A 22,558-nucleotide genomic window follows, 5' to 3' on the forward strand; every position below is an offset into this window, starting at 1 on the left:
TTATGGCCCTGAAAAAATCCAGAAAGAAAAATACAACGCAGTCTCAGAATGAAAAACGTGACTGCAATCAGATCCGCAATGAGCTTCTCAGTGATGACGCCTCATCACGCCGCTGGGCTGCACGAGACATCGTTAACTGCCCCGGAGCCACGCATATGCTGCTGGACCAGCTTAATAACGAAGAAGAGCCGAGCGTCCGCCAGGTCATTCTCAGCAGCCTGACACAGCTCGGCGATTCAGAAGCCGTTGAAGGCCTGGTGAATTGCCTCCGCAGTGAAGATGCCAGTCTTCGTAACGAGGCTATCGAGGCAATGAAGCAGCTCCCTGAAGAAGTTGCGCCCATAATGGCCACACTTCTCAACGACCCGGATCCGGACGTCAGGATATTTGCGGTAAATATTCTGGAATCACTCTGTCACGACGACGTTGAACAGTGGCTGGTCAGTGTTATCCGGGACGATGAACACGTCAACGTCTGCGCCACTGCCGTCGATCTGCTTGGGGAAGTCGGCAGTGAGATATCAATTGAAGCCCTGACCGGACTGAAGGACCGTTTTACCGAAGAGCCGTATATTCAGTTTGCGGCAGACCTTGCCATGAAGCGGATCTCCGGGGACTGATACGAATGAGCGATCATAATATCAGCGAACATGACTTCGATAAATTTGCCGAGTTTTTCTATCGGAAGACCGGCATTAAATTCGAGCCAAGTAAGCGCTATTTTGTCGACAAGCGCCTGACCGAACGTATGCGTGAAACCGGATCAGATTCCTTCCGGCACTACTTCACGACCCTACGTTTTCAGGCCAGTGGTGAAGAACTTCAGCGACTGACCAACCTGCTGACGGTCAATGAAACCTACTTTATGCGGGAAGACTACCAGTTCCGCTGCCTGATTGACTCAATGCTGCCGGACGTGATCAGTCGTCATGACCCCCGCAAGCCCATACGTATCTGGTGCATCCCTTCTTCATCAGGGGAAGAGCCTTATTCCATTGCGATGTATCTGCTCGAAGAATGGGAAGGTATCAACGACTGGGATGTCGAGCTTATCGCCTCGGATATTGATACGCAGATTCTGGCAACCGCGCAGAAAGGTATTTATTCAGAGCGCTCCATCCGCAACGTTCCTGCAAGCTGGAAGCGCCGCTACTTCAAAAGCGTGCCCGGCGGGCACCAGGTGTCTGAAGATATACGTGATGCCGTCGAATTTACCCGGATCAATCTGTCAGAGCCTGCGGACGTCCGCAGTATGCGCAACATCGACATTATTTTCTGCCGTAACCTGCTGATCTATTTCGACGACAAATCCCGCAAAGTCGCGGCTGAATACATGTACGAAGCAATGTCTCCAGGGGGTTACATCTGCCTTGGTCACACTGAATCCATGGGCCGGATATCTCCGCTCTATCGTGTTAAAAAATTTCCCGCTGCCATCGTTTATCAACGACCACTGGAGGCAAAATGAAGCATATTCTCATCGTGGATGATGCCAGTACAGTGCGTATGTATCACCGCAATATTCTGGAGGCGGCAGGGTACACAGTTGACGAGGCCGTCAACGGTATCGAAGCTCTTGAAAAAGCTCTGACCGGAAAATTCGATCTCTACATAGTCGACATCAATATGCCGAAAATGGACGGTTATGAATTTCTGCAGCAGCTGCGCCGTGAACCCATGCATCAGGCTCCGGCCGTCATGGTGTCGACCGAGGCAGCCGAACTGGATCACACCAAAGCCTATTTTTCGGGCGCCAATCTCTACATGGTGAAACCAATCAAACCTCTGCAGATGATGACCTACGTCCGCTTGCTGATGGGAGAGGAAAGCGCATGACTCCGTTACTAGAACAGTTTGTGTCCGAGACCCGGGATCTGCTTCAGGGAATCAGTGAGCAACTTCTCGCCGTCGAAAAATCAGACGACAAAAAGACGACTCTGAACGAGCTTTTCAGACTGGTGCACACCCTGAAGGGGAATACCGGGTTGTTTGAATTTCCGGATCTTACCCGGGTACTGCACGCTGGCGAAGATGTTATGTCTGAAGCACGTGAGAATACCGGACTCTGGGATCAGAACCTCACCGACCTTCTGTTCGACACCATGGATTTTGTCGGCCAGTTCTGTGACAGCATCGAAGAGTCTGATGGCAACCCGGTCGCAGACACGAAAAAAGCCATGGCCCTCGAATCGTCACTGCGCAAATATCTTGAAAGCAGTGACGAGAAAGAGAAAAAAGCGCCAGCTGAAAAGCCTGCGGCTAAAACCCCCGCTAAGAAAACCACACGGCGCAGCAAAACCACCGCCTCGACAGCGAAGAAAAAAACGACCAGCAGGAAGAAGTCATCCCGTCCTGAACTGGCTGCTGATATTGCTCTGCCACCCGATGCTCTGAAGGTGTTTGATCAGAAGTCTCTGATGACTGCCTGGAGCCAGAACCCAACTGATGATTCCCTGTGGCTGGTCATCTACCGCCCGATTACTGAGTGTTTTTTCCAGGGCGACGACCCTCTGCATACCGCCAGAACGACCCCAGGAGTGGTGGCGGGATCTGTCACCAGTGAGTGTCAGGGCACAGAAATCAGTGACCTTGACCCATACCAATGCGTTTCAGAGCTGTACCTGATCAGCAATGCCACTGAAGAAGAAGTGCTGGAGCATTTCCGCTATGTTCCGAATCAGATTGAAACCCTGGCGCTGAACACAGACGACCTGTTAGTGATTCAGGGGACCGAACAATCGGATGCCGTTGATGCCGATATTCTTGAATCGCTGTGCGATGCCGTCAACCAGTCAGACTGGTCAGGCGCCCGGAACATAGCCAATGCTGCACTGGAGCTCATGAACCCGGCTCTGGAGGCCGCCTCTGCCCTGACATGGCTGAATACCATTTTTGCCGGATCTGACGGGGGTGTCCGCGATGCCGCCATCAATATCGTGCAGAAACTCCGTTACTGCCTCCATCAGCCCGCGTGGGAATTCGATCAGGTCGAGACTGGCCCTGACCAGGACTCAGCAACGGATACGGACACAGATGAGAGCCACAGCGAGCATACAGAGAGTACTGACAGCTCAGGTCTGGAAGCGCTGGATATTTCTGAGGATGACCGCGAGGCACTGGAGCATATTCTCAGAGTACAGCGCCGTATTCTCGACCTGAATCCCGATGATGCCTGGTCTGGAGGACGGGTGTCTGCCGTCACTGAAGTACTGCACAACTGCTTTTATAACCTGGGAATGTCGGATGCCGTCAATGAACTGGCAGCACTGACAAATGCCGCTCTCGAAGGCGACCTTGAGGAACTGATTCACTGGCTGGACGAAAAACTTTCCGGGGCAGATCAGGCTCCTGAGGCAGATCACGAACCAGACGAGGACGAGGACGAGGACGACCAGGATGAAGTAGTAGAAGAAGTCGAAGAGATTACCGCTGACGTCGATGAAGAACGCTCTGAACAACCACAGGCAGAACCACTTCCTGTCGAACCAGCACAACCCTCTGCCCCATCTTCGAAAGAGGACACCGACAGTAAACCTGTCGCCTCTATTGGCACCTCACGCAGTGTCAAAGTTGATCAGGAAAAAATTGATCGCCTGATGAATCTGATCGGCGAAATGATTGTTGCCAAGAATGCCCTGCCTTTCCTTGCGAAACGTGCGGAAGAGCAGCATGGCCTGCGTGATATGGCCCGCGAAATTAAAGAGCAGTATGCCGTTGTTAACCGGATCGCAGAAGAAATGCAGGATTCCATCATGCAGATCCGCATGATGCCCTTCTCTTTCATTTCAATGCGGTTCCCACGACTCGTACGTGATATTTCCCGGCGTCTGAATAAAGAAGTGCAACTGATCATTGAAGGTGAAGATACCGAGGCAGATAAAAATATTATCGAATCGTTAGCTGAACCCCTGATCCATATCGTCAGAAACAGCCTGGATCATGGCATTGAAATGCCTGATGTGCGGACCGCTGCAGGTAAATCTGCTGCTGGTACGCTCACCATTAAAGCCTCTCAGGAAGCGGACCGGGTACTGATTGAAATTCATGATGACGGTAAAGGAATTGATCCGGATTTGATCCGCGAAAAAGCCTTTGAAAAAGGTCTGATTGACGATGCAACCCGTCAGCGACTGACTGACCGGGAGGCAGTGAACCTTGTTCTTCTTCCTGGTTTTTCCACAGCCGAAGCGGTATCCGACCTCTCTGGTCGTGGCGTCGGAATGGACGCCGTGCGCAGCGCAGTAGAAAAAGTAAACGGAACCATGGCACTCGACAGCGAGCCCGGGAAAGGCACCCACATCCGCATTTCGCTGCCAATGTCGATCGCAGTCACCCGCGTGATGATTGTCGAGTCCGATGGTCAGTTGATGGGCGTGCCTATGGATCAGGTACTCGAAACCGTCCGTGTTCCGCGCTCAGAGATTTATACGGTCAAACATGTACAGACCACCGTATTAAGAGACCGCATCGTACCACTGAAGGCACTCAACCAGCTGCTTGCGCTGCCTTCTCCGCAGGTGATCAATGAAGAAGACGAGCATGCGGTTCTGGTGGCGCGTGTCGGTAGTGATGTTATCGGCCTGATCGTCGACGACTTCCGTGGCTCGGTCGATATTATTCAGAAACCTATGTCTGGTGTGCTCTCCGGTATCCAGGCGTATTCAGGTGCTGCACTGATCGGTGATGGCTCCGTACTGATGGTACTGAATCTGAAGGAGATACTCTGATGCCCATAGTCTACAGTGAAAAAGAAGCCTCTCTTCAGGAGGTCGTCACCATTCAGGAAGTCGATGACCTCCTGGAATGGCTGCTCGCTAATACAGACGCCAGTATTGATCTTGCAGAATGTCGCCATCTGCATCTGGCAGCCCTTCAGACACTGGCCAGCGCCCGCAGACCGGTCACTGCCTGGCCACAGGATGAAGCATTTAAGGGCTGGATCAAGCCGTTGCTGACAACAGGAGAATAATTACGATGAGTAAAACCATTTTTGTCGTCGACGACTCTGCAACCATGCTGATGAGTGTCCGTGCCTCCCTGGAAATGAATGGTTTCAAAGTTGAAACAGCCTCAGATGGCGTTCAGGCCCTCGATAAGCTGAACAGCATGAGTCCCGATCTGATCATCACAGATATTAATATGCCCCGGATGGGTGGCATGGAGCTGATTCAGGCTCTCAGAGCCATGTCCAAATTTCGCTTCACTCCGATTCTTACTCTGACCACAGAGAGCGAGTCCGGCAAAAGGGATCAGGCCAAACAACTCGGTGCGACTGGCTGGTTGGTCAAACCTGTTCCCGCAGGTGACCTTGTGAGAATTATCAAGCAGGTTTTACCGGGCGCGTAAGCGACGGAGGTGCAGATGAAACGAGATACTGAACTTAAAGAATTACGAGTACGTCGCAACCGGTACGCCTTACTTGCTAATGCCGCTGTGCCTGTTTTTATCATGGCAATTATGTTGTTCGGATACGTGCCGATTGACCGGGCCATCGCCCGTATGCATGAAGCCAGTGTCGTAGGTAGCGCTCTGTTTATGGGGGCCGTGACCTTCGTTCTGGTGCACATGAACCGCTTATGGGTTAAGTGGTTTGTCGCGCGTATGACCGATGATGCAGCCCCCTCTCAGGAAAGTAACTTCGATGAGGCAGAGCCCGTCATGGTATTGTCGAGCGCAGAAAAACAGATGCTTTCTGATCTGCGCGATGTACTCATCAGCTTCAGCCCTGTCGCTGCCCTGTTTAATGCACATCTGGCCAAAACCAATGAGGTGACCGAAGAGGCTGCCACCGCTATTATGAACCGTCTGCTGGCCATTAATGAGCGTTCTCAGAGTTTCCTTCATGCACTGAGTGAGGGTAAAGACGAGGCCGACAACATCAGTGAAAATGCGCACAGCATTATCGAGCGCAGTCACACTCTGCTTTCTGAAATGACCCGCTATCGGGAAATTCACGAAGAGCAGCGCCACAAAGAAGAAAAAGCCATCCGGGATGTCGTCTCTCAGGTGGAAAGCTTTAAACCCCTGATCGGACTGATCCGTGATGTCACCAAACAGACGAACCTTCTGGCACTGAATGCCGCCATCGAGGCGGCGCGTGCCGGTGAGGCCGGGCGTGGATTCGCAGTGGTTGCCGACGAAGTTCGTAATCTGTCTATGCAGATTGAAGAAGCTGCAGGAAAAATCGAAGACAGTGTTCTGCAGGTATCCAGCACGGTAGAAGGTCAGCTGAAAACCATGGCCAAGAGCAGTGAGCAGACTGCCGACGAAATGAACTGGCTGGCGAATATTACTGACGCCGTGTCCTCTATTTCAGAAGACTTTGAACAGGCCGTCGGGGCACTGGATCATCTGTCGGGCGGAACGCACGACGCGGTGGATTTTGTCCGTTCCTCCGTGATTGAAGTTCTCAATGAATCTCAGTTTCAGGATGTGACCCGCCAGCAGATTGAACATGTTCAGCATGGCCTGGAACTGCTTGAAGAACGTTTCCGCCTGCTCAGCCAGGCCGTTGCCGGAGAGATTGACCATCCATTACTGGATCTCAGTGATGTGATCGAATCACTCGAAAAGATATACACGATGCAGATTCAGGCGGATACGCACCAGTCCGTAGTGACCGGTGAAACGCCGAAAGCTGCCAACGACCGTCCACCGATAGAATTGTTCTGAACTCTGGAGAAGCGACATGGCAGTCCGTATTGCAATCTGCAATCGTAAAGGCGGCACCGGCAAATCGACGGTGTCTGTCAATCTCGCCGCAGGACTGGCGCAACAGGGACTCAGAGTTCTGGTGCTCGATATGGATTCACAATCGCACTGTGCAGCCGGCCTGGGAGTGCCCGTCCGGCCTCCCTATCTTCACGACATCTTCCGTCGCAGCGATATCACTCTGAGCGATGCGATCAGAACATCTGATTTTCCGGGGTTGTCGCTCGCACCTGCGGACCCGAATTTTGATCACGGGATGGCAGGAGCAGATCAACTCTTGCTCAGCCACCACCTCGCCAGTGAATCTTTGGACAGCCAGTATGACGTGATTCTGATCGACACGCCGCCATCCCAGGATCAACTTCTGATGAACGCCCTGATGGCCGCACATTGGGTGATCGTTCCTTTCGTGCCTCACTTTCTGTCGTATCAGGGGATCAAGCAACTGATCCGCCTGATGCATGGAATAAAAACCACAGAAAATCCTCAGCTGCAGTTAGCCGGATTTCTTCCGACCATGGCGAGTACGACCATGCGTCATCACAAAAAAATTATGGAAGAAGTCGGACGCCATTTCGGAAAAGACAGAATTCTGCCAGCAATCCGTACAGATATCCGTGTGGCCGATGCCTTCGCGACCGGGCAACCTGTTATTGGGTTTGCTCCGCGATCCAGAGCGGCAGAAGATTTTTCTCAACTGAGTCGTTGTATTTCAGAGCGACTTCAGGAGCAGGCGCACTGACGGATCATGCCGCCTGGGTGGCCATATACTCGCGGAATTTCTCCAGTGTCATCGGCCGGGCAAAGTAATACCCCTGCATTACACGGCAGCCATGAACCGCAAGGAAATCACGCTGCGATTTCGTTTCGACACCCTCGGCACACAAATCCATGCCGAGTTTCCGGGCCATCTCAATAATCGTCAGAACCAGCGCATCATCCCGTGCAGACGCTCCGATATCATCAACAAACTGCTTGTCGATTTTAATCACATCAATCGGAATTTTGGTGAGGTAACTGAGCGAAGAATACCCGGTACCAAAATCGTCCAGTGCTACCCGACACCCCAGAAGGGCAATATCCCGGAAGAAGCTGTTTGCAAGGTCCAGGTTATCGAGATAGGAGTGCTCAGTCACTTCAAACTCTAATAACTCTGTCGGGATCTCATATTTATCAAATGTTGATTTGATAAAATCCGGGAAATAAAATTTTTTCAGATCATACGATGACAGGTTAACCGATACCGGGACTTTCTGAGGCAGTTTAGAAAAGTATTCCTGAACATCCTTACATACCTGTTCAATCACCCACTCGGTAATAGCGGTAATTTTACCCGCCTGCTCAGCAATCGGAATAAACTCACCCGGCGATACAAATCCAAGCGTATGACTCTGCCAACGGATCAGAGCCTCCGCTCCGATCACCTGTCCCTCGCTGGTCACCTTGGGCTGGTAATAGAGAATAAACTCGTCGTGAGACAGTGCCTGATCAATCGCATTGGCAATATCAATCCGGCGCTGATAACCCTCAAGCATTTCCGGATTAAAGAAACTATAGCGCGACTTCCCCATGCTCTTGGCGTTGTACATAGCCACGTCAGCATTGCGGATCAGGTCGTGCATATCGTAGCCACTCTCAGACGCCCGGGCGATCCCGACACTGGCCCCGATACGGATTTCCCAGTTATTGATCACAAAAATTTCACTGAGGCCTTTGACTATCTGTTCTGCCAGTAATGGCATATCCATGGGCGCCTCGTGGCTCAGAACCAGAAATTCATCACCACCATGACGTGATACAACATCTTCTGTCGGCACAAACTTTTTGAGACGGACCGCCACCTCAGCCAGTAGTTTATCGCCCACTTCGTGTCCAAGGGTGTCGTTAACCACTTTAAAACCATCCAGGTCAACGAACATGACCGTCAGGTCTCCCTGCTGGGGTTTTATTTCTGCAATGGATCGCTCCAGCAAGGTCATAAAGCACTGACGATTAACCAGCCGGGTGAGACTGTCGTAATTCGCCAGGTATTCCATTTCTTCCCGGCGCTGCTCAAGCAGCTCGACATATTCCTGATTGATCTCAGACTCCAGACGGATAGCATCCATCATGTTGTTTATATCTCGGGTCAGGGATGACACTTCATACTTGCCGGACTCGCGGATCTGCAGACTGTAATCTTTGGTTTCCTGCACCTGTCGTGCGAACTGCGATAAACGGGTCAGCGGCCACAGCCAGCGACTGGCCTGAAAATAAAACAGCCCCATCAATACCAGCATCACCGCCAGAGCAACCGGTAAAATGCGCAGCGCCAGTGTTGTCCGGCTGTCACGGATAGGGCCATTCAGGTCGTTTATGATCACCAGATAACCAAATACCAGGGTTGGCTCACCAATGCGTTTTACCGCAATCAGGTGGTCATCCTGCCGGTACATGCCCGGCTGGCGGGTATCCCAGTACGAAAATTCGACCTCTTCAAATTCCGACTGATTAAGTAAGGCCGCGCCGGCGTATATCTCAAGGACATTCCATTCGGGGTCATAGACGGCGGCGCCAATCACATTGGGGTAAGGCTCAAGACTGAGCAGATAGCGCTTGAGGTCAAAGAAGTAGTTCGGCTCGTTGAGAACAGCGATCAGATCATTCGCCATGTTGTCAGACAGGGCATTGAGATCGCTTTCAACATAACGGGAGTACAGCTCACTGTGCTCGCGCACAGCAGAGTAAAAGACGGCCCCCGCAACAACAGCGATGGAGACCAGGCTCAACAGCATGATTGCAGTTCTGATGCTCCTGACCAGCATGCGGGTTTCCCACTCCTTTCCCTGTACACAATTGTCTTTTAATACTAGCCCATAATCACGAGGAATGAATGGCCCCGTGGGAGATATTTACAGCGCTGGGATTCAGGTTCTTTACCACCCGGCCAAGTTATGACAGATTGAGCCACCACAGCGAAGTGAGAACCGTGTCCGTGAGTACCGGATAAAGTTCACTATACTCAGACTACAGGACGAGTGCCGGTCTTATCCGGCTGAGGCGAAAGAATGACAATAACGGGCCGGAGTGCTTTTCTAATCAATGCATGCCTTGCCGGAGGGCTGTCTGCCAGTCTCCCGACCCAGGCCATGGAGCTGACAGATAACTTTGAGTTTTCAGGTTTTGCCCGCATTGCAGCAGGTTTTCTGGACAGTGAAGATAAATATCTGGATGGCTACACCAATGATATTTCAGCCACTCAGCAATCTCTGATTGCGATCCAGCCTACCTATCACTTCACCGACAGTCTGTCGCTGACCAGCCAGCTGATTGCTCATTCCAGCGAAGACCGGGACTCAGGGGTTGAATGGCTCTATATGAGTTACCGGCCCAGCAGTGCATGGCATATCCGCGCCGGACGACTCCGCATGCCGTTTTTTTACTACAGTGACAGCGTGGACGTTGGATATTCTTACCCCTGGATGACACCGCCACTGCAGGTATACAACAACTACCTGTTCTCGACATTTGACGGCGTCAGTGCCAGTTATTTCTATTCAGGCCCGGGATTCGGGCTCTACCTTGAAGGTTACTACGGTAACTATGAAGGCGACCTCTATCTGGCCGGTGGCAAAATTGATGTCGACGCCAAACTGACCGACATGACCGGACTGGTCATGATGCTGCAACGTAATAATGTGGCTCTGCGTCTGTCTTATCATTCGGGCTTTAACCGCACGACCATTCCGCAGCTGGAGCCCCTGATCAATACGCTACGTCAGTATAATTTTAACGACAGCGCCGATTCCCTGGGATCAGACGGTGATGTACAGACCTGGCAGGTGTCCCTCAGTTACGATACGCCGCTGAGCTTTTATCGCGCCGAATGGGTACATACCCGCACGCCTTTTGATCTCGCTTCCAATTTCAGCGGCTACTACGCCATGGCGGGCCGTAACATTCAGGACTGGAGTGTCTTCCTGACCCTCGCTGGTACGGAATACAAAGACGTCAATCCCGAACGGGAGCTGCCTCCACCCTCCAACCCTCCGGCGACGGAGCTGGATCAGCTGTCCGCCGCCTACTACTCAGTGTTTGACCGGACCCCCAACGGCACCATTAACAGCATCAGTCTGGGCACCCGCTGGGACTTCCGCCCACAAATGGCACTCAAGGCAGAAATTGGCTATTACGAAGAAAACTCTGAACGCAGTGGCTACTTCGATACGCCCACATCCGGAAGCTACCTGAACGGCAGTGATCCCGAGAAAGAAAGCGCGACCCTCTATCAGGTTGGCTGGGAATGGATATTCTGATGAAGAGAATAACCCTCCGCCTGATACTGACCAGCTTACTGACTCTCGTCTGTAACAGCTCTGCCCTGGCAGACAGTTCGGACGATATTGTCGTTGTCGCCAATGTCAGTCACGAACAGGCAACGCTGACCCGCGAGCAGGTGAGAAACCTGTTTATGGGAGCGTCCGTTGGCTACCAGCTCTATCCTGTGGCACTGCCGCCACAGAACAGAACCCGCAGTCTGTTTAATGCCAAGGTCATCGGTATGGCCGAATCACGTATTCAGTCGTACTGGGCCCAGATGAAATTTACCGGTCGTCTCACACCTCCTGAAGAAGTGCGTAACGAGCGCGAAATGCTGGCTTATCTGACGCACAACAAAGGCAGTATCGGCTATCTGACGGCGGACACCGAGCTACCAGAGGATCTGGTCGTACTGTTCAGTACCGACTGAGACAATTACCGATCTCCAGGGCCCGCAGATGCGGGCCTTTTTTATTTTACCTTCCTGTCTGTCGTAACCTGCAATTGAATACTGTTTTTACATACAGTACTGTATATAAAAACATGCAGAGGTTAAGACTATGTCACTGCAGAACGTTATTTCGGAGCGTCCTGAACTGCGCCCGCTGATGCGCAAAGGTCAGGTCTGGTCTGCTCAGCAACATCACCCGGAGAAAACTCAGGCCCTCTCGACCGGCTACCCCGAGCTGGACCGTCAATTGCCCGGTGGCGGCTGGCAACCGGGTCAGATCTGCGAGATTTATCACCCGCAGGCTGGCAGTGGTGAGCTGAGTATCATTGCACCGGCACTGGCACGCCTGAGTGAACAGCCCCGCTGGATTCTCTGGGTGGCCCCGCCTGCCATTCCTTACGCCCCTGCACTGGAACAGGCAGGAATCAACAGCCAGAGAGTGCTGATGGTTCACCCCAGGACCTACCAGGAAGCCGCATGGAGTATTGAAGAAGGCTTAAAAAGTGGCCACTGCAGCGCCGTACTTGGCTGGCTGAGCGAATGGGATAAGCAGCATATCCGCCGTCTGCAGATCGCCTGCCAGGAAAAGAACGCTCACTGCTGGCTATGGCCTCAGCGCGAAGCGGACACCAGTGGTTCTCCGGCTCCGGTACGTATGCAGGTACGTCGCAACAGCAGCAGTACTCTGGAAGTGAATCTGCTCAAGTGTCGCGGCACCTGGCCCGGCACGCCGTTCACTGTATCGCTTCCACAAAGACCAGCAACACCCCACTGCTGATGATGCGGGGTTGGCTCTATCTGCATTTTCCTGACCTGTACCGTCATAGTCTGGCTCAGGATTCTGCTCAGCCATTTGCGGTGCTGCATGCAACAGATTCCCGGGTGCTGCAGCTGAACAAAGCCGCAGAAAAGTACGGTATCGCCCGTGACATGCCGCTGGCCAGTGCGCTGTATCTCTGCCCTGAGCTGCATGCGCATACGCTGAACGAAGAACAACAGCGCCGCCTGCTGGAGCAGCGCGCTTTGTGGGCCTATCAGTTCTCAGCACAGATCTGCCCGGATCCGACTGAAGGCCTCTGGCTTGAGGCCGGCAGTATGCTCAGCCTGTTCGGCGGGCTGGACGCGTTCTGGGAACGGATTGCCAGTCAGTGCCAGCAACAACAGTGGCCGGTACAGATGGCCACCGGGCTCACCCCTCTGGCCGCGCGCTGGCTGGCGCTGGCCGACTCGGGTCGGCCGACCCTGAGCGCCGCCGCACTGCAACCCCTGCTCCAGTCTCTGCCACTGGATCAGCTGCAGCTGGATCTGCACGATCTGGCGGCCCTGCAACGGCTTGGTATCAGTACTCTGGGCGAGCTGCTGCGTCTGCCTCTCGCGGAAACCGGACGACGGATATCTGTGCGCCTGATGCAGCAGCTACGCCAGCTGCTGGGTGAAACACCTCTGCCCATGCAACGCTTCCAGCCCCCTCTGACCTTTCATGCCGATGTGCCTTTTCTCTATGAGGTGGAACACCGTAATGGCCTGCTTTTTCCGTTAAGCCGCCAGCTCGACAGCCTCAGTGGTTTTCTATGTCATCATCAGCTGGCTACCCGCTGGCTCGATATTCAGCTGGTGCACCGCGAACCACCGGATACCCACTGGCGCTTTGGACTGGCCCGCCCAGAATACCGTCATGCAGAGCTGGTACAGATCTGCCGCTATCAACTGGAGAAAAAACAGCTGCGTGCGCCGGTGCTGGAACTGCATCTGCGCTGCCAGCAGTTTCAGCCTCAGGTACAACGTCAGCAGACCTGCCTGAGTGATGATCAGAGCACGCCTGACGAAGATAACAGCCTGCTCAACCGCCTGCAGTCACGTCTGGGCACCGAGCAGCTGCAACGTATCAGCAGCAATGGCGACCCGCGACCAGAGTATTCCTGGCACCCCCTGTCTCTGGAACAGCAGAGTGCAGCCACGCCTGCCCGCGATCCCCGTGGGCGCCCGCTCTGGTTATTGCAGACGCCGTTACCCTGCTCTCCCCCGACGCAGATTCTCTGTGGTCCTGAGCGTATCGACGCGGGCTGGTGGGATCATCACCCGGTGCGGCGTGACTACTATCAGGTACTGGCACACGAACAGTTACTCTGGATTTTCCGTGATGATCAGGGGCAGTGGTTTATTCAGGGGTACTTTGCATGACGGAGTACAGCGAACTGCACTGCCTGAGCAATTTCAGTTTTCTGCGCGGCGCCTCACATCCGGAAGAACTGGTGCAGCGTGCTGCTGCTCTGGGGTACCGGGCGCTGGCGCTGACAGACGAATGCTCGGTAGCTGGCGTTGTCTGCGCCCACCGCGAAATTGAAGAGCAGCAGCTCGACCTTCAGCTGATTGTTGGCAGTGAGTTCCGCCACCCCAGCGGTGTGTATGTACTGCTGGCTCCCGACCGCCAGGGCTACGCCGAACTCTGCACTCTGATCACCCGCTGCCGTCGCGCGGCGACGAAAGGAGAATACGAATTTGAACCACATATGCTGGCGGCACTGACGCATTGTCTGCTGCTCTGGCAACCCACTCCGGGGCAGGCGGCACAGTGGTACCCTCTGTTGCAGAAGAGCTTCCGCCCACCGGAATCAGACCGCCTCTGGCTACTGGCGGAACGTACGCTTGATGAGTACGACAGTGACACTTATGCCCCGATGCGGCAGCTCAGTAGCGAACTCTCACTGCCGGTAGTCGCAGCCAGTCATGTGCACATGCACCACCCCGACCGTCAGTCTCTGCAGGATTGCCTGACCGCCATCCGCCTGAACCGCCCGGTAGCCAGTATTCGTGACCGCCTGTTTGCCAATGGTGAACGCCACCTGAGATCCGCGCGCAAACTCCAGCGCCTGTACCCTCAGGCATGGCTTCAGGCAACACAGGACATCACTCAGCGCTGCCGCTTCCATTTGAGCGAGATTGCCTATCAGTACCCGACTGACAGCGTTCCCGAAGGTCATCAGGCCAGCGATTACCTGCGTGAACTGGTCAATGACGGCATCAGCAAACGCTTCCCACAGGGGGCCTCCGACAGTATCCGCAACACCATAGAGAAAGAACTCACTCTGATCAGCCAGAAGGGCTATGAGCACTATTTTATTACCCTGTATGACATCGTCCGCTTCGCCCGCTCGCGGAATATCATGTGTCAGGGGCGAGGCTCTGCCGCCAATTCCATTGTCTGCTATTGCCTGTTCTTAACCGAGGTAAACCCGGAGGAAGTACAGCTGCTGTTTGAGCGGTTTATTTCGGCAGAACGTCATGAACCACCAGACATCGACATTGATTTCGAAAGTCAGAGGCGCGAAGAAGTTATTCAGCATATCTATCAGCGCTATGGTCGCGACCGTGCGGCGCTGGCAGCCACGGTCATCCGTTACCGGCCACGCAGCGCTCTGCGTGATGTGGCCAAAGCTCTGGGGCTGAACAGCACAGAACAGGAACAGCTGGTGTCCCGCTACGCCGGACGCTACCTGGGCAAAGACTGGATGGATCACGTCTTCAGTCAGAAGCCATCGCCACAACAGCCCCTGCTGCGGCGGCTGACCGAAGATATTCTGGGTTTCCCCCGGCATCTGTCCCAACACGTCGGTGGCTTTGTGATTACGGAAGGGTTGCTGCCATCTCTGGTTCCCGTCGAAAACGCCAGCATGGACGACCGCACGGTGATTCAGTGGGATAAAGACGATCTGGAAACTCTGGGGCTGATGAAAGTCGATATTCTTGGCCTGGGCATGATGACAGCCATCCGCCGTAGTCTGAATCATCTGAAGCTGAGCATGAGTGACATTCCCCGTGGTGACGCTGCGACCTATCGTATGCTGCAGAAAGCCGATTCGATCGGAGTATTCCAGGTGGAAAGCCGGGCTCAGATGAACATGCTCCCGCGCCTGAAACCCCGCTGCTATTACGACCTTGTTGTCCAGGTCGCCATCGTGCGGCCAGGTCCGATTCATGGCGATATGGTGCACCCATATCTGAAGCGCAGAAATGGCGATGAAGCGGCAGATTATCCCTTACCGGAACTCAAACCCATTCTTGAACGTACTTATGGTGTGCCCTTATTTCAGGAACAGGTCATCGCTTTCGCTATGGTAGCTGCGGACTTCAGCGCCGCCGAAGCTGACCAGCTGAGGCGCTCAATGGCCAGCTGGCGCAGGAAAGGTCATATGCACCGCCTGCAACAGCGCCTTGAAGAAAACATGCTGAAGAAGGGCTTTTCACCGGACTATATTCAACGCATCCAGCGCCAGCTTGAGGGCTTTGGTGAATATGGTTTTCCTGAATCTCATGCTGCCAGCTTTGCCCAGCTGGTCTACATCACTGCCTGGCTGAAATGCCACCACCCCGGCGTGTTTCTGGCCGCACTGCTGAACAGTCAGCCGATGGGATTTTACAGTCCGGCTCAGTTAATTCATGACGCGCGGCTGCACCAGGTCTGCGTACACCCGGTCGACATCAACCACAGCCAATGGGACCACCACTGTCAACAGGATGGCTCTGTCCGTCTCGGACTCCGGCTGGTCAAGGGCCTGACCCAGAACAGCGCGGTACGCCTGACAGAGCAACGTCCGGCGGAAGGCTACCAGAGCATCAGTCAGTGTGTCCGGCGTGCAGCCCTGAACCGCCATGAGCGTGAAGCCCTGGCGTCAGCCGCTGCTTTTCAGGGGCTCAGTGAACACAGATACCACGCCCGCTGGCAGGTCTCTGACCCGGGTGCCAGCTATGAGGCACAGACTGAGCTGTTTGATCAGGACTCTCCGCAGCATCACCTGTGGCCTCTGCAGGCGCCGGATGAGGTCGACAACCTGCTGGAAGACTATGCCAGCCTGGGCGTCACTCTTGGCCGTCATCCGATGGAGGTGCTGCGGGAACAGGGGCTGCTGGGCAGCAGTGTGACTGCCAGTGGTCTGCGACAGCAGGCTCACGGCAGTGAATGCTACCTCAGTGGTGTCGTCACCTGTCGTCAGCGACCCGGCACTGCCAGTGGCGTTACTTTTGTCACTCTGGAAGACGAAACCGGCTGCGCTAACGTTGTTGTCTGGCTGGCTACGGCAAAACGCCAGCTGCAGACATTAATGCACGCCAGACTACTGCAGGTGTATGGCAAGGTGGAGCAGGACCCCGACAGCGGCATTACTAATGTCATTGCCTACCGCCTGCTGGATCTCAGTGGCACGCTGGAGCGCCTGCAGACGCGCTCGCACGACTTTCACTGACCCTCACACAAAGTGGCGCATTATAACCAATTACAATTCCGGCCAAACCCGGCCTTAGATGCCCGGAAAGGGGTGTGAAAGGTATCAGATAGCGACACCCGCCGTTATATTGCGCCACCCGACACTATGGAGACGTTATGCATGAAGCATTTAATTCTTACTGCCCTGGCGGGGGCAGCATTGGCCACCTCAGCCACCGCGATCGCGGGTAAATCCGACAAAGATCATCATCACGCTCACTTTGCTGGTAAGGCAGGATACGAAGTCTGGGCTTCCGACCAGTCAAATTCAGTCGCAGATGTTGCCTCCCGGGGCGTCGACGGCAGCTGGATATGGATCTGGGACTCCAGAGATATCAAGCGCCAGCTGCAGGGTGGCCCGGACGCTGTTGCAAAGCCATGCGGCCCACAACTGCTGAACCCTCTGGCTTCTGGTCCGTGTAACCTGCTCGATGTTTTTCCGGGAACACTGACCGAGTTTGATGCCGACGGACAACCGACCGGCAATACCCTCAGCGACCTGAATGGCTTCGGCCGTCTGCACGGCATGTTGCCGGACCCTCAGCAGCGCTACCTGAACGCTAATATGTTTGCTCCTTCCGGGGGTTACGTCGGGATTATTGACCGGAAGACCAAAGCCGCTGTTGCGCTTTTCCGGGTGACCGGAACAGACGTTGCCGGGACAGACACCCGCAGCGTTCATATGTCTTTCTGGAGCGAAAAAGGCGATGCCCTGCTGATCGCTAACCTTCACGGCAAAGTACTTGAGCGCATCGACGTCGAACGGGACCGTTTCGGGCGGATTACAGACGTCGCTTTTAATCGGACTGCCTCACTGGGCGTCGGCAAAAGCATGGCTGTAACCAGCTCAGCGACCGTATTCAAAGGCGCAAATGCCTGGGGTATGCCCCTGAAAGGCAGCATCACTGGTGATTACGATACCAGTGCCTTCAGCGATCTGACGCCTTCCGGCGCGTGCAAAGAAAATGGCTGCTCTTCGGGTGCCGACGGCGCGCTTGGCGGACGTCCGAATAACGTTATTATCTGCCCGGTTGCCAGCAGTAACGAGCATGTTTACGTGACCCTGGGCGGCGGTGGTCTGCTGGTTGCTGATCACAGCACAACGCCAATGACCATTGTTGGGGAGTATGGCAATCATGTCATCAACGGTGCAGGCTGTGGTGGCGTTGAAGCCAACGGACAGATGTTTATCAATGCAGGTGTATCTGCTTCCGGTGCCGGGGCCACTCAGTCAGTATTTACCATGTACTCACTGCAGGACGCCGATTTCAACCAGCCACAGGCGGAAAACACACCGGCTCCGTTGACCCTGTTCAAAGATGCAACCAATACCAGCACCGGCGGGAATCAGGAAGGAGCCATCAGCGAAAACAGCTCTGGTCAGCTTCCCGGTATCACAACCCGCCGGGATGCTCATGGCGCGGCAGCAACCCGCAACGAACGCTACGTTCACAACGTTGACCGCATCCAGAATACGGTTGAAGTGTTCGACACCGTCAACCACACCCGCACCCACTATGATCTGACCTCCGCCGATGGTCAGGGGAATGGCGACGGGCCCTGCCTGGCGGCGTCAGTGAGTGACGATGCTCAGTTACCGGCCAATGACCCGGCACCCGACCTGATGGAAATCACGCCTGACGGGAAATACTTTATGGTGGCACTGCGTGGCCCGACTCCAGTCTCAGTGACACACTCGGCGCAGGGTTCTTGCCCGGGCGTAGGAATTATCGAGATTACCGGCAATGGCCAGAGCGGTCGCCTGGCAGGCGTTCTGCGCTCAAGTAATACCGTCGATAACGCCCCTGTCTCTGCACCGGGTGGACACGAGTACACCGGCGCGGAACGCAGCGATCCACACGCCGCCACCGTGATATCCAAACAACCAGTACGTATCCGCTAACAAAAAAGGCCGGTATCACACCGGCCTTTTTTATCGGTTGCTGATCAGGTTCCGCGCCTGCAACAGGCGGATCAGCCACCAGAGAATCACCAGGCTCGGCAGCACCATCAGAGTGGTCAGCACAAAGAACATTGCCCAATCGCCGTTCAGATAATCCACAACATAGCCACTGGCACCGGACACCGTCGTCCGCCCGAAGTTAGCGATAGACGCGAGCAATGCATACTGTGTCGCCGAAAACACCCGATCGGTGAGCAATGTGACAAAGCTCACCAAGACCACAGTCGCAAAGGCGCTGGTAAAACCGTCGGCGATCACAGCCAGAAGATAGAGACTTTCGAGCGGTCCGGAAACAGCAATCCAGGCAAACAGAAGATTGGTTGCTGCCATCGCGAGTCCTCCGATAAGGAGCCCCCTGAAGATTCCCAGACGCTGATTAAAATAAGCACCAATCAGACTGAAAACAATGGTGACCCACCAGGTCACCATTTTCGAATAGGTTGCAATCTGAGCATCGCTGAACCCAATTTCCTTGTAGAAGGTAATCGACATTCTGCCCAGAAAAGCTTCGCCCATTTTAAAGGTAAACAGAAAGGACAGAAGCAACAGTACGACGGTACTGCCGTAGCGCGCCAGCAAAGCGCGGAAAGGTTCGATCAGAGTGAACTGCAACTGCGCCCGCAATCCGAGCCCTGCAACCCGTGACTCAAGACGCTCGCGCCGGCGACTGTCTTTTTGCACGAACAGAACCACCAGACCGGTAATCAGCAGGCAGAACAGCGCCATATATCCGAAAACACCCGCCCAGCTCATCCCGGCAAGTCCCTTCATATAAAATGCGGCTGCCCCAAGCAGGCTGTACCCTGTCCACCAGCCACTGGTCGCAAAGGCCGCAGCGTAAGGAATAAGATGCTCTTCGGCGTCCGGGTCAAAACTGTCTACGCGAAAGCCATCAATGGCAATATCACAGGTCGCTGACGCCAGCGCGATCGACATAGCAAGCAGGCTCAGCCAGAGCATATCCGCCTGCGGAGAAATCAGACTGATGCCCCAGCACGCCAGAGTCATCAGCAGAAGCAGAAAGACAATCCAGGATTTCCGGTCGCCCAGTCTGCTGAACAGCGGCAGGCGGAAGCCATCCACCAGAGGCGCCCAGAGAAAGTTAATCGCGTAGACGAAAAAAATAGAACCGAACAGACCAATGCTGGTGCGTGACAGCCCGGCATCGGTCAGCCAGCCCGTCATCGCCGAGCCGATCAGAACCCAGGGGAACCCACTACAGATACCCAGCAGAAAAATCATCCGCAGTCGGGGCTCTTTAATCAGCTGCGTCAGCGGTAGCCCGCTCATAAAAAAGAAATCAGTCTTTGAAGTTTTTGAAAGCCAGAGGCATATCAATGCTCTCATCGCTACGGAACAGCGCCATCACTTCCTGCAGATCATCGCGCTTTTTACCGGTGACCCGCACCGTATCGCCCTGAATGCTGGCCTGCACTTTAATCTTGCTGTCCTTCACCGACTTCACCATTTTTTTGCCCAGTTCTTTGTCGATTCCCTGGCGCATGGTGGCATTCACTTTGATCTGCTTTCCGGCACCCTGAGGCTCAGAAAACTCGAGACAGTTCACTTTGATACCACGTTTGGTCATAGCGCCCATCAGCATCGACTTCATCTGCTCGATCTGCATTTTGTTGTCGGCGGTCATAACCACCACAAATTCCTTCAGCTCGAAACTGGCATCAACGCCACGGAAATCAAAACGTGTGCTGAGTTCACGGTTCGCCTGATCAACAGAGTTCTGGGCTTCGTGCTTATCGACTTCGGATACGACGTCAAACGATGGCATGTTTAATCTCCTGTAAATCGCGACATTGTATACCTTCTGCCGGACAGTTTGGCAAACCAGCCGGAACTGGCACTTCTGCCGGCAGCAACTAATCTTTATGGCAGACATGTCTAACGGAGGCCGCGGGCCTGATGGAAACCACCAAACTGCCACTGCATGGCCCCGGCCTGTATTACTTTGCACTGACCGGCAGCCGTGATCAGCCCATATTTCAGTCGGTATTTGAGTACGACTACGCCACCCGTATTCTCGGTCACATAGAAGGTACTACCCTGCTTGCGTGGGTATTTACCGACCACGAAATCCATTGCGTACTGGATTGCCGACGCGACTGGCCACACGTGCTGGATGACATCCGTGACGCCTTTGCAGAGCAGCATGAGCGCCTCTGGCACAAAGCACGTCAGGTGATTTCTGAGCAGGGTACCGTACTGCTGATCGACGAACAGGCACACCTGGTTGACCTGATTATTCAACTTCACAGTCTGCCAGTCGCACGTCGTCAGGTGGCCGACGCCAGTCTGTACCCCTGGAGTAGCGATCACTACTACCGTACGCCAACACCACCGGCCTGGACAGACACCGGCCGCATGCTCAACCTGCTCTGTCAGACGCGGCATAACCGGGCACAACGCTACGAAGCCACCATGGAACAGTACGATATTCCTCAGCTGGACTTACAGCAGGGCAATCATCCGACCTATCTGGCGCTGGCACGTGACGAATTTGTGACCCAGCACCTGCGCAATACCGCCATTGCCGCCTCACGTCGCAGTACCGAAGAACTCCAGCGACTGCGCGACGATGCCATCGGACTGGTCGCCGATCGCTTCAGTCTCAGTCGCGATGACATGCTCGACCGCAACAACCGCAGACAATATCTGCGGCTGATGCCCCTCGTCATTATGCTGCTGCATGAACGCGGACTCTGTGACGAAGCGATCGCTGAGCTGATTGGTGAAGACGACTCTCTGATCCCGCTATGGTTGCGCGGCGTCGAGGGAGATCACTCTCCTGCTCTGCTGAAAAAACTGCGTCAGCTCTGGTCTCCGGAACTGCCATCTATGACCCAGACACAAACAACAGAGGCCAGCGCAGCGAACGAAACAGACAGCGACCCGGGGGAAGCTCTGGACGCAGAAAACGGACTTTCTTCAGGTGCCCTCGCTCAGGGGGAATGACTCGCCTCTCCCGCCTGCCTATAATCGTCTGATGACTCAGACAATCGGCATTATAGGTACTGGTGCGCTAGGCACCCTGATGGCCTGGCACTGGCGCCAGACCGAACTGTATGCCGCGCGGCGTTCTTCCGACAATCCTCCGTTTGTTATCCTGACTGGCGATGACCTGCACGAATTCCAGGCAATGCCCTGGCAGGGTGAATCCCTCGATTGGCTGGTTGTCTGCACCAAGGCATCCGATGCGCTGGAGGCGCTCCAACAGCGACAGGCCTGGCTGGGCCGTGTCGACCACTTACTGTTGTTACAGAACGGCATGGGACAGCAACAGCAGGTGGCTGACTGGCTGGCCAGACAGCCATTGGCACCCACACTCTGGGCTGCGGTATCCACCGAAGGCGCTTACCGAACAGAGACAGGTCAGGTGGTATACGCCGGCAAGGGACACACGCATGCTGGCAGGTGGTCAGAATCAGACATCGAAACGACCGTAGCGCTGCCTCCCGGGGTGCTGCCCGCCGCAGATATCCGCGAGCGTATGCTGGCCAAACTGGCCATCAATGCCATCATCAACCCGCTGACTGGTTACTATCGCTGCCACAATGGAGAACTGTTAACTGAGCCTGACCGACGCCGCCATTTCGAACGCCTGTCAGAGGAAGTAGCAGACTTCTACCAGCTGCAGGGCTGGTGCAGCCAACTGGATATCCGGCAGCAGGCACTGTCTGTTGCGGAAGCCACTGCGAGAAACAAATCCTCCACCCTCCAGGACATTCTTGCTGGCCGGCCGAATGAACTCCCTTACATTTGTGGCTACCTGCTGGCCGAAGCCGCCGGGAACAGGCATGATCTTCCCGTGACCCAAGATCTGTATCAGCAACTGACCAGCGGAGCCTGACGTGATGCAACA

General features: G+C 54.6%; 19 protein-coding genes. 16 read left to right on the forward strand and 3 right to left on the reverse strand.

Features of this window, described 5'->3' with window-relative positions; genetic code table 11:
• The first annotated feature begins 2 nt into the window (after nucleotides 1-2).
• The 8 genes from Q1L85_RS07420 to Q1L85_RS07455 are packed head-to-tail and all read left to right on the forward strand — an operon-like array spanning nucleotide 3 to nucleotide 7,453.
• Nucleotides 3-620 carry a HEAT repeat domain-containing protein gene (locus tag Q1L85_RS07420; protein ID WP_300426752.1) on the forward strand — a complete coding sequence of 206 codons (618 nt, stop codon included), beginning with the start codon at nucleotides 3-5 and terminating at the stop codon, nucleotides 618-620.
• 5 nt (nucleotides 621-625) lie between these two features.
• Nucleotides 626-1,468 carry a protein-glutamate O-methyltransferase CheR gene (locus Q1L85_RS07425; protein ID WP_300426750.1) on the forward strand — a complete coding sequence of 281 codons (843 nt, stop codon included), beginning with the start codon at nucleotides 626-628 and terminating at the stop codon, nucleotides 1,466-1,468.
• Complete coding sequence (locus Q1L85_RS07430) at nucleotides 1,465-1,836, forward strand: response regulator (RefSeq protein ID WP_300426748.1); 372 nt, start codon at nucleotides 1,465-1,467, stop codon at nucleotides 1,834-1,836. Before Q1L85_RS07425 ends, Q1L85_RS07430 begins: the two co-directional genes overlap by 4 nt.
• Complete coding sequence (locus tag Q1L85_RS07435; protein ID WP_300432743.1) at nucleotides 1,833-4,727, forward strand: chemotaxis protein CheA; 2,895 nt, start codon at nucleotides 1,833-1,835, stop codon at nucleotides 4,725-4,727. The genes Q1L85_RS07430 and Q1L85_RS07435 overlap by 4 nt, the downstream gene beginning before the upstream one ends.
• The gene (locus Q1L85_RS07440; RefSeq protein WP_300426625.1) at nucleotides 4,727-4,969 is read left to right on the forward strand and encodes a hypothetical protein; all 243 of its coding nucleotides are present in this window, start codon (nucleotides 4,727-4,729) and stop codon (nucleotides 4,967-4,969) included. The genes Q1L85_RS07435 and Q1L85_RS07440 overlap by 1 nt, the downstream gene beginning before the upstream one ends.
• 5 nt (nucleotides 4,970-4,974) lie before the next feature.
• Nucleotides 4,975-5,346, forward strand: a complete 372-nt coding sequence (locus tag Q1L85_RS07445; protein WP_300432745.1) for a response regulator — start codon at nucleotides 4,975-4,977, stop codon at nucleotides 5,344-5,346.
• 15 nt (nucleotides 5,347-5,361) lie between these two features.
• Nucleotides 5,362-6,672, forward strand: coding sequence for a methyl-accepting chemotaxis protein (locus Q1L85_RS07450; RefSeq protein ID WP_300426622.1), 1,311 nt, complete (start codon nucleotides 5,362-5,364; stop codon nucleotides 6,670-6,672).
• A 16-nt stretch (nucleotides 6,673-6,688) separates the two neighbouring features.
• Nucleotides 6,689-7,453: a ParA family protein gene (locus tag Q1L85_RS07455; protein ID WP_300426621.1), complete on the forward strand. Its 765-nt coding sequence runs from the start codon at nucleotides 6,689-6,691 to the stop codon at nucleotides 7,451-7,453.
• Between the two features lie 4 nt (nucleotides 7,454-7,457).
• Here the strand turns inward: Q1L85_RS07455 and Q1L85_RS07460 are convergent, their stop codons facing one another.
• Entirely contained in the window at nucleotides 7,458-9,485 is a 2,028-nt protein-coding gene (locus tag Q1L85_RS07460) for a bifunctional diguanylate cyclase/phosphodiesterase (protein WP_300426620.1), read from the reverse strand.
• A gap of 273 nt (nucleotides 9,486-9,758) precedes the next feature.
• On the opposite strand from Q1L85_RS07460, the gene Q1L85_RS07465 reads away from it, so the two are divergent.
• The 6 genes from Q1L85_RS07465 (at nucleotide 9,759) to Q1L85_RS07490 (ending at nucleotide 18,624) form a co-directional block, all read left to right on the forward strand.
• Nucleotides 9,759-11,006 (forward strand): hypothetical protein, encoded by a 1,248-nt coding sequence (locus Q1L85_RS07465; protein WP_300426619.1) that lies wholly within the window; start codon nucleotides 9,759-9,761, stop codon nucleotides 11,004-11,006.
• Complete coding sequence (locus tag Q1L85_RS07470; RefSeq protein ID WP_300426617.1) at nucleotides 11,006-11,440, forward strand: hypothetical protein; 435 nt, start codon at nucleotides 11,006-11,008, stop codon at nucleotides 11,438-11,440. Before Q1L85_RS07465 ends, Q1L85_RS07470 begins: the two co-directional genes overlap by 1 nt.
• 130 nt (nucleotides 11,441-11,570) lie before the next feature.
• A complete protein-coding gene (gene imuA, locus Q1L85_RS07475; protein WP_300426616.1) occupies nucleotides 11,571-12,239 on the forward strand; it encodes a translesion DNA synthesis-associated protein ImuA in 669 nt (222 codons plus the stop codon).
• The gene (locus Q1L85_RS07480) at nucleotides 12,239-13,642 is read left to right on the forward strand and encodes a DNA polymerase Y family protein (RefSeq protein WP_300432749.1); all 1,404 of its coding nucleotides are present in this window, start codon (nucleotides 12,239-12,241) and stop codon (nucleotides 13,640-13,642) included. Before imuA ends, Q1L85_RS07480 begins: the two co-directional genes overlap by 1 nt.
• Entirely contained in the window at nucleotides 13,639-16,701 is a 3,063-nt protein-coding gene (locus Q1L85_RS07485; RefSeq protein ID WP_300426614.1) for an error-prone DNA polymerase, read from the forward strand. The genes Q1L85_RS07480 and Q1L85_RS07485 overlap by 4 nt, the downstream gene beginning before the upstream one ends.
• A 141-nt stretch (nucleotides 16,702-16,842) precedes the next feature.
• On the forward strand, nucleotides 16,843-18,624 hold the full coding sequence (locus Q1L85_RS07490; protein WP_300426613.1) for a hypothetical protein: 1,782 nt from the start codon (nucleotides 16,843-16,845) through the stop codon (nucleotides 18,622-18,624).
• Between the two features lie 30 nt (nucleotides 18,625-18,654).
• Here Q1L85_RS07490 and Q1L85_RS07495 read toward each other — a convergent pair whose 3' ends face one another.
• Nucleotides 18,655-19,974 carry an MFS transporter gene (locus tag Q1L85_RS07495; protein ID WP_300426612.1) on the reverse strand — a complete coding sequence of 440 codons (1,320 nt, stop codon included), beginning with the start codon at nucleotides 19,972-19,974 and terminating at the stop codon, nucleotides 18,655-18,657.
• Between the two features lie 10 nt (nucleotides 19,975-19,984).
• Nucleotides 19,985-20,470, reverse strand: coding sequence for a YajQ family cyclic di-GMP-binding protein (locus Q1L85_RS07500; RefSeq protein ID WP_300426610.1), 486 nt, complete (start codon nucleotides 20,468-20,470; stop codon nucleotides 19,985-19,987).
• 131 nt (nucleotides 20,471-20,601) lie between these two features.
• On the opposite strand from Q1L85_RS07500, the gene Q1L85_RS07505 reads away from it, so the two are divergent.
• Nucleotides 20,602-21,651 carry a hypothetical protein gene (locus tag Q1L85_RS07505; RefSeq protein WP_300426608.1) on the forward strand — a complete coding sequence of 350 codons (1,050 nt, stop codon included), beginning with the start codon at nucleotides 20,602-20,604 and terminating at the stop codon, nucleotides 21,649-21,651.
• 31 nt (nucleotides 21,652-21,682) lie between these two features.
• Nucleotides 21,683-22,546 (forward strand): ketopantoate reductase family protein, encoded by an 864-nt coding sequence (locus Q1L85_RS07510; protein WP_300426607.1) that lies wholly within the window; start codon nucleotides 21,683-21,685, stop codon nucleotides 22,544-22,546.
• The last annotated feature ends 12 nt before the right edge of the window (nucleotides 22,547-22,558 follow it).

The sequence above is a fragment of the uncultured Thalassolituus sp. genome, from assembly GCF_950066645.1.
Lineage (GTDB): Bacteria > Pseudomonadota > Gammaproteobacteria > Pseudomonadales > Oceanobacteraceae > Thalassolituus.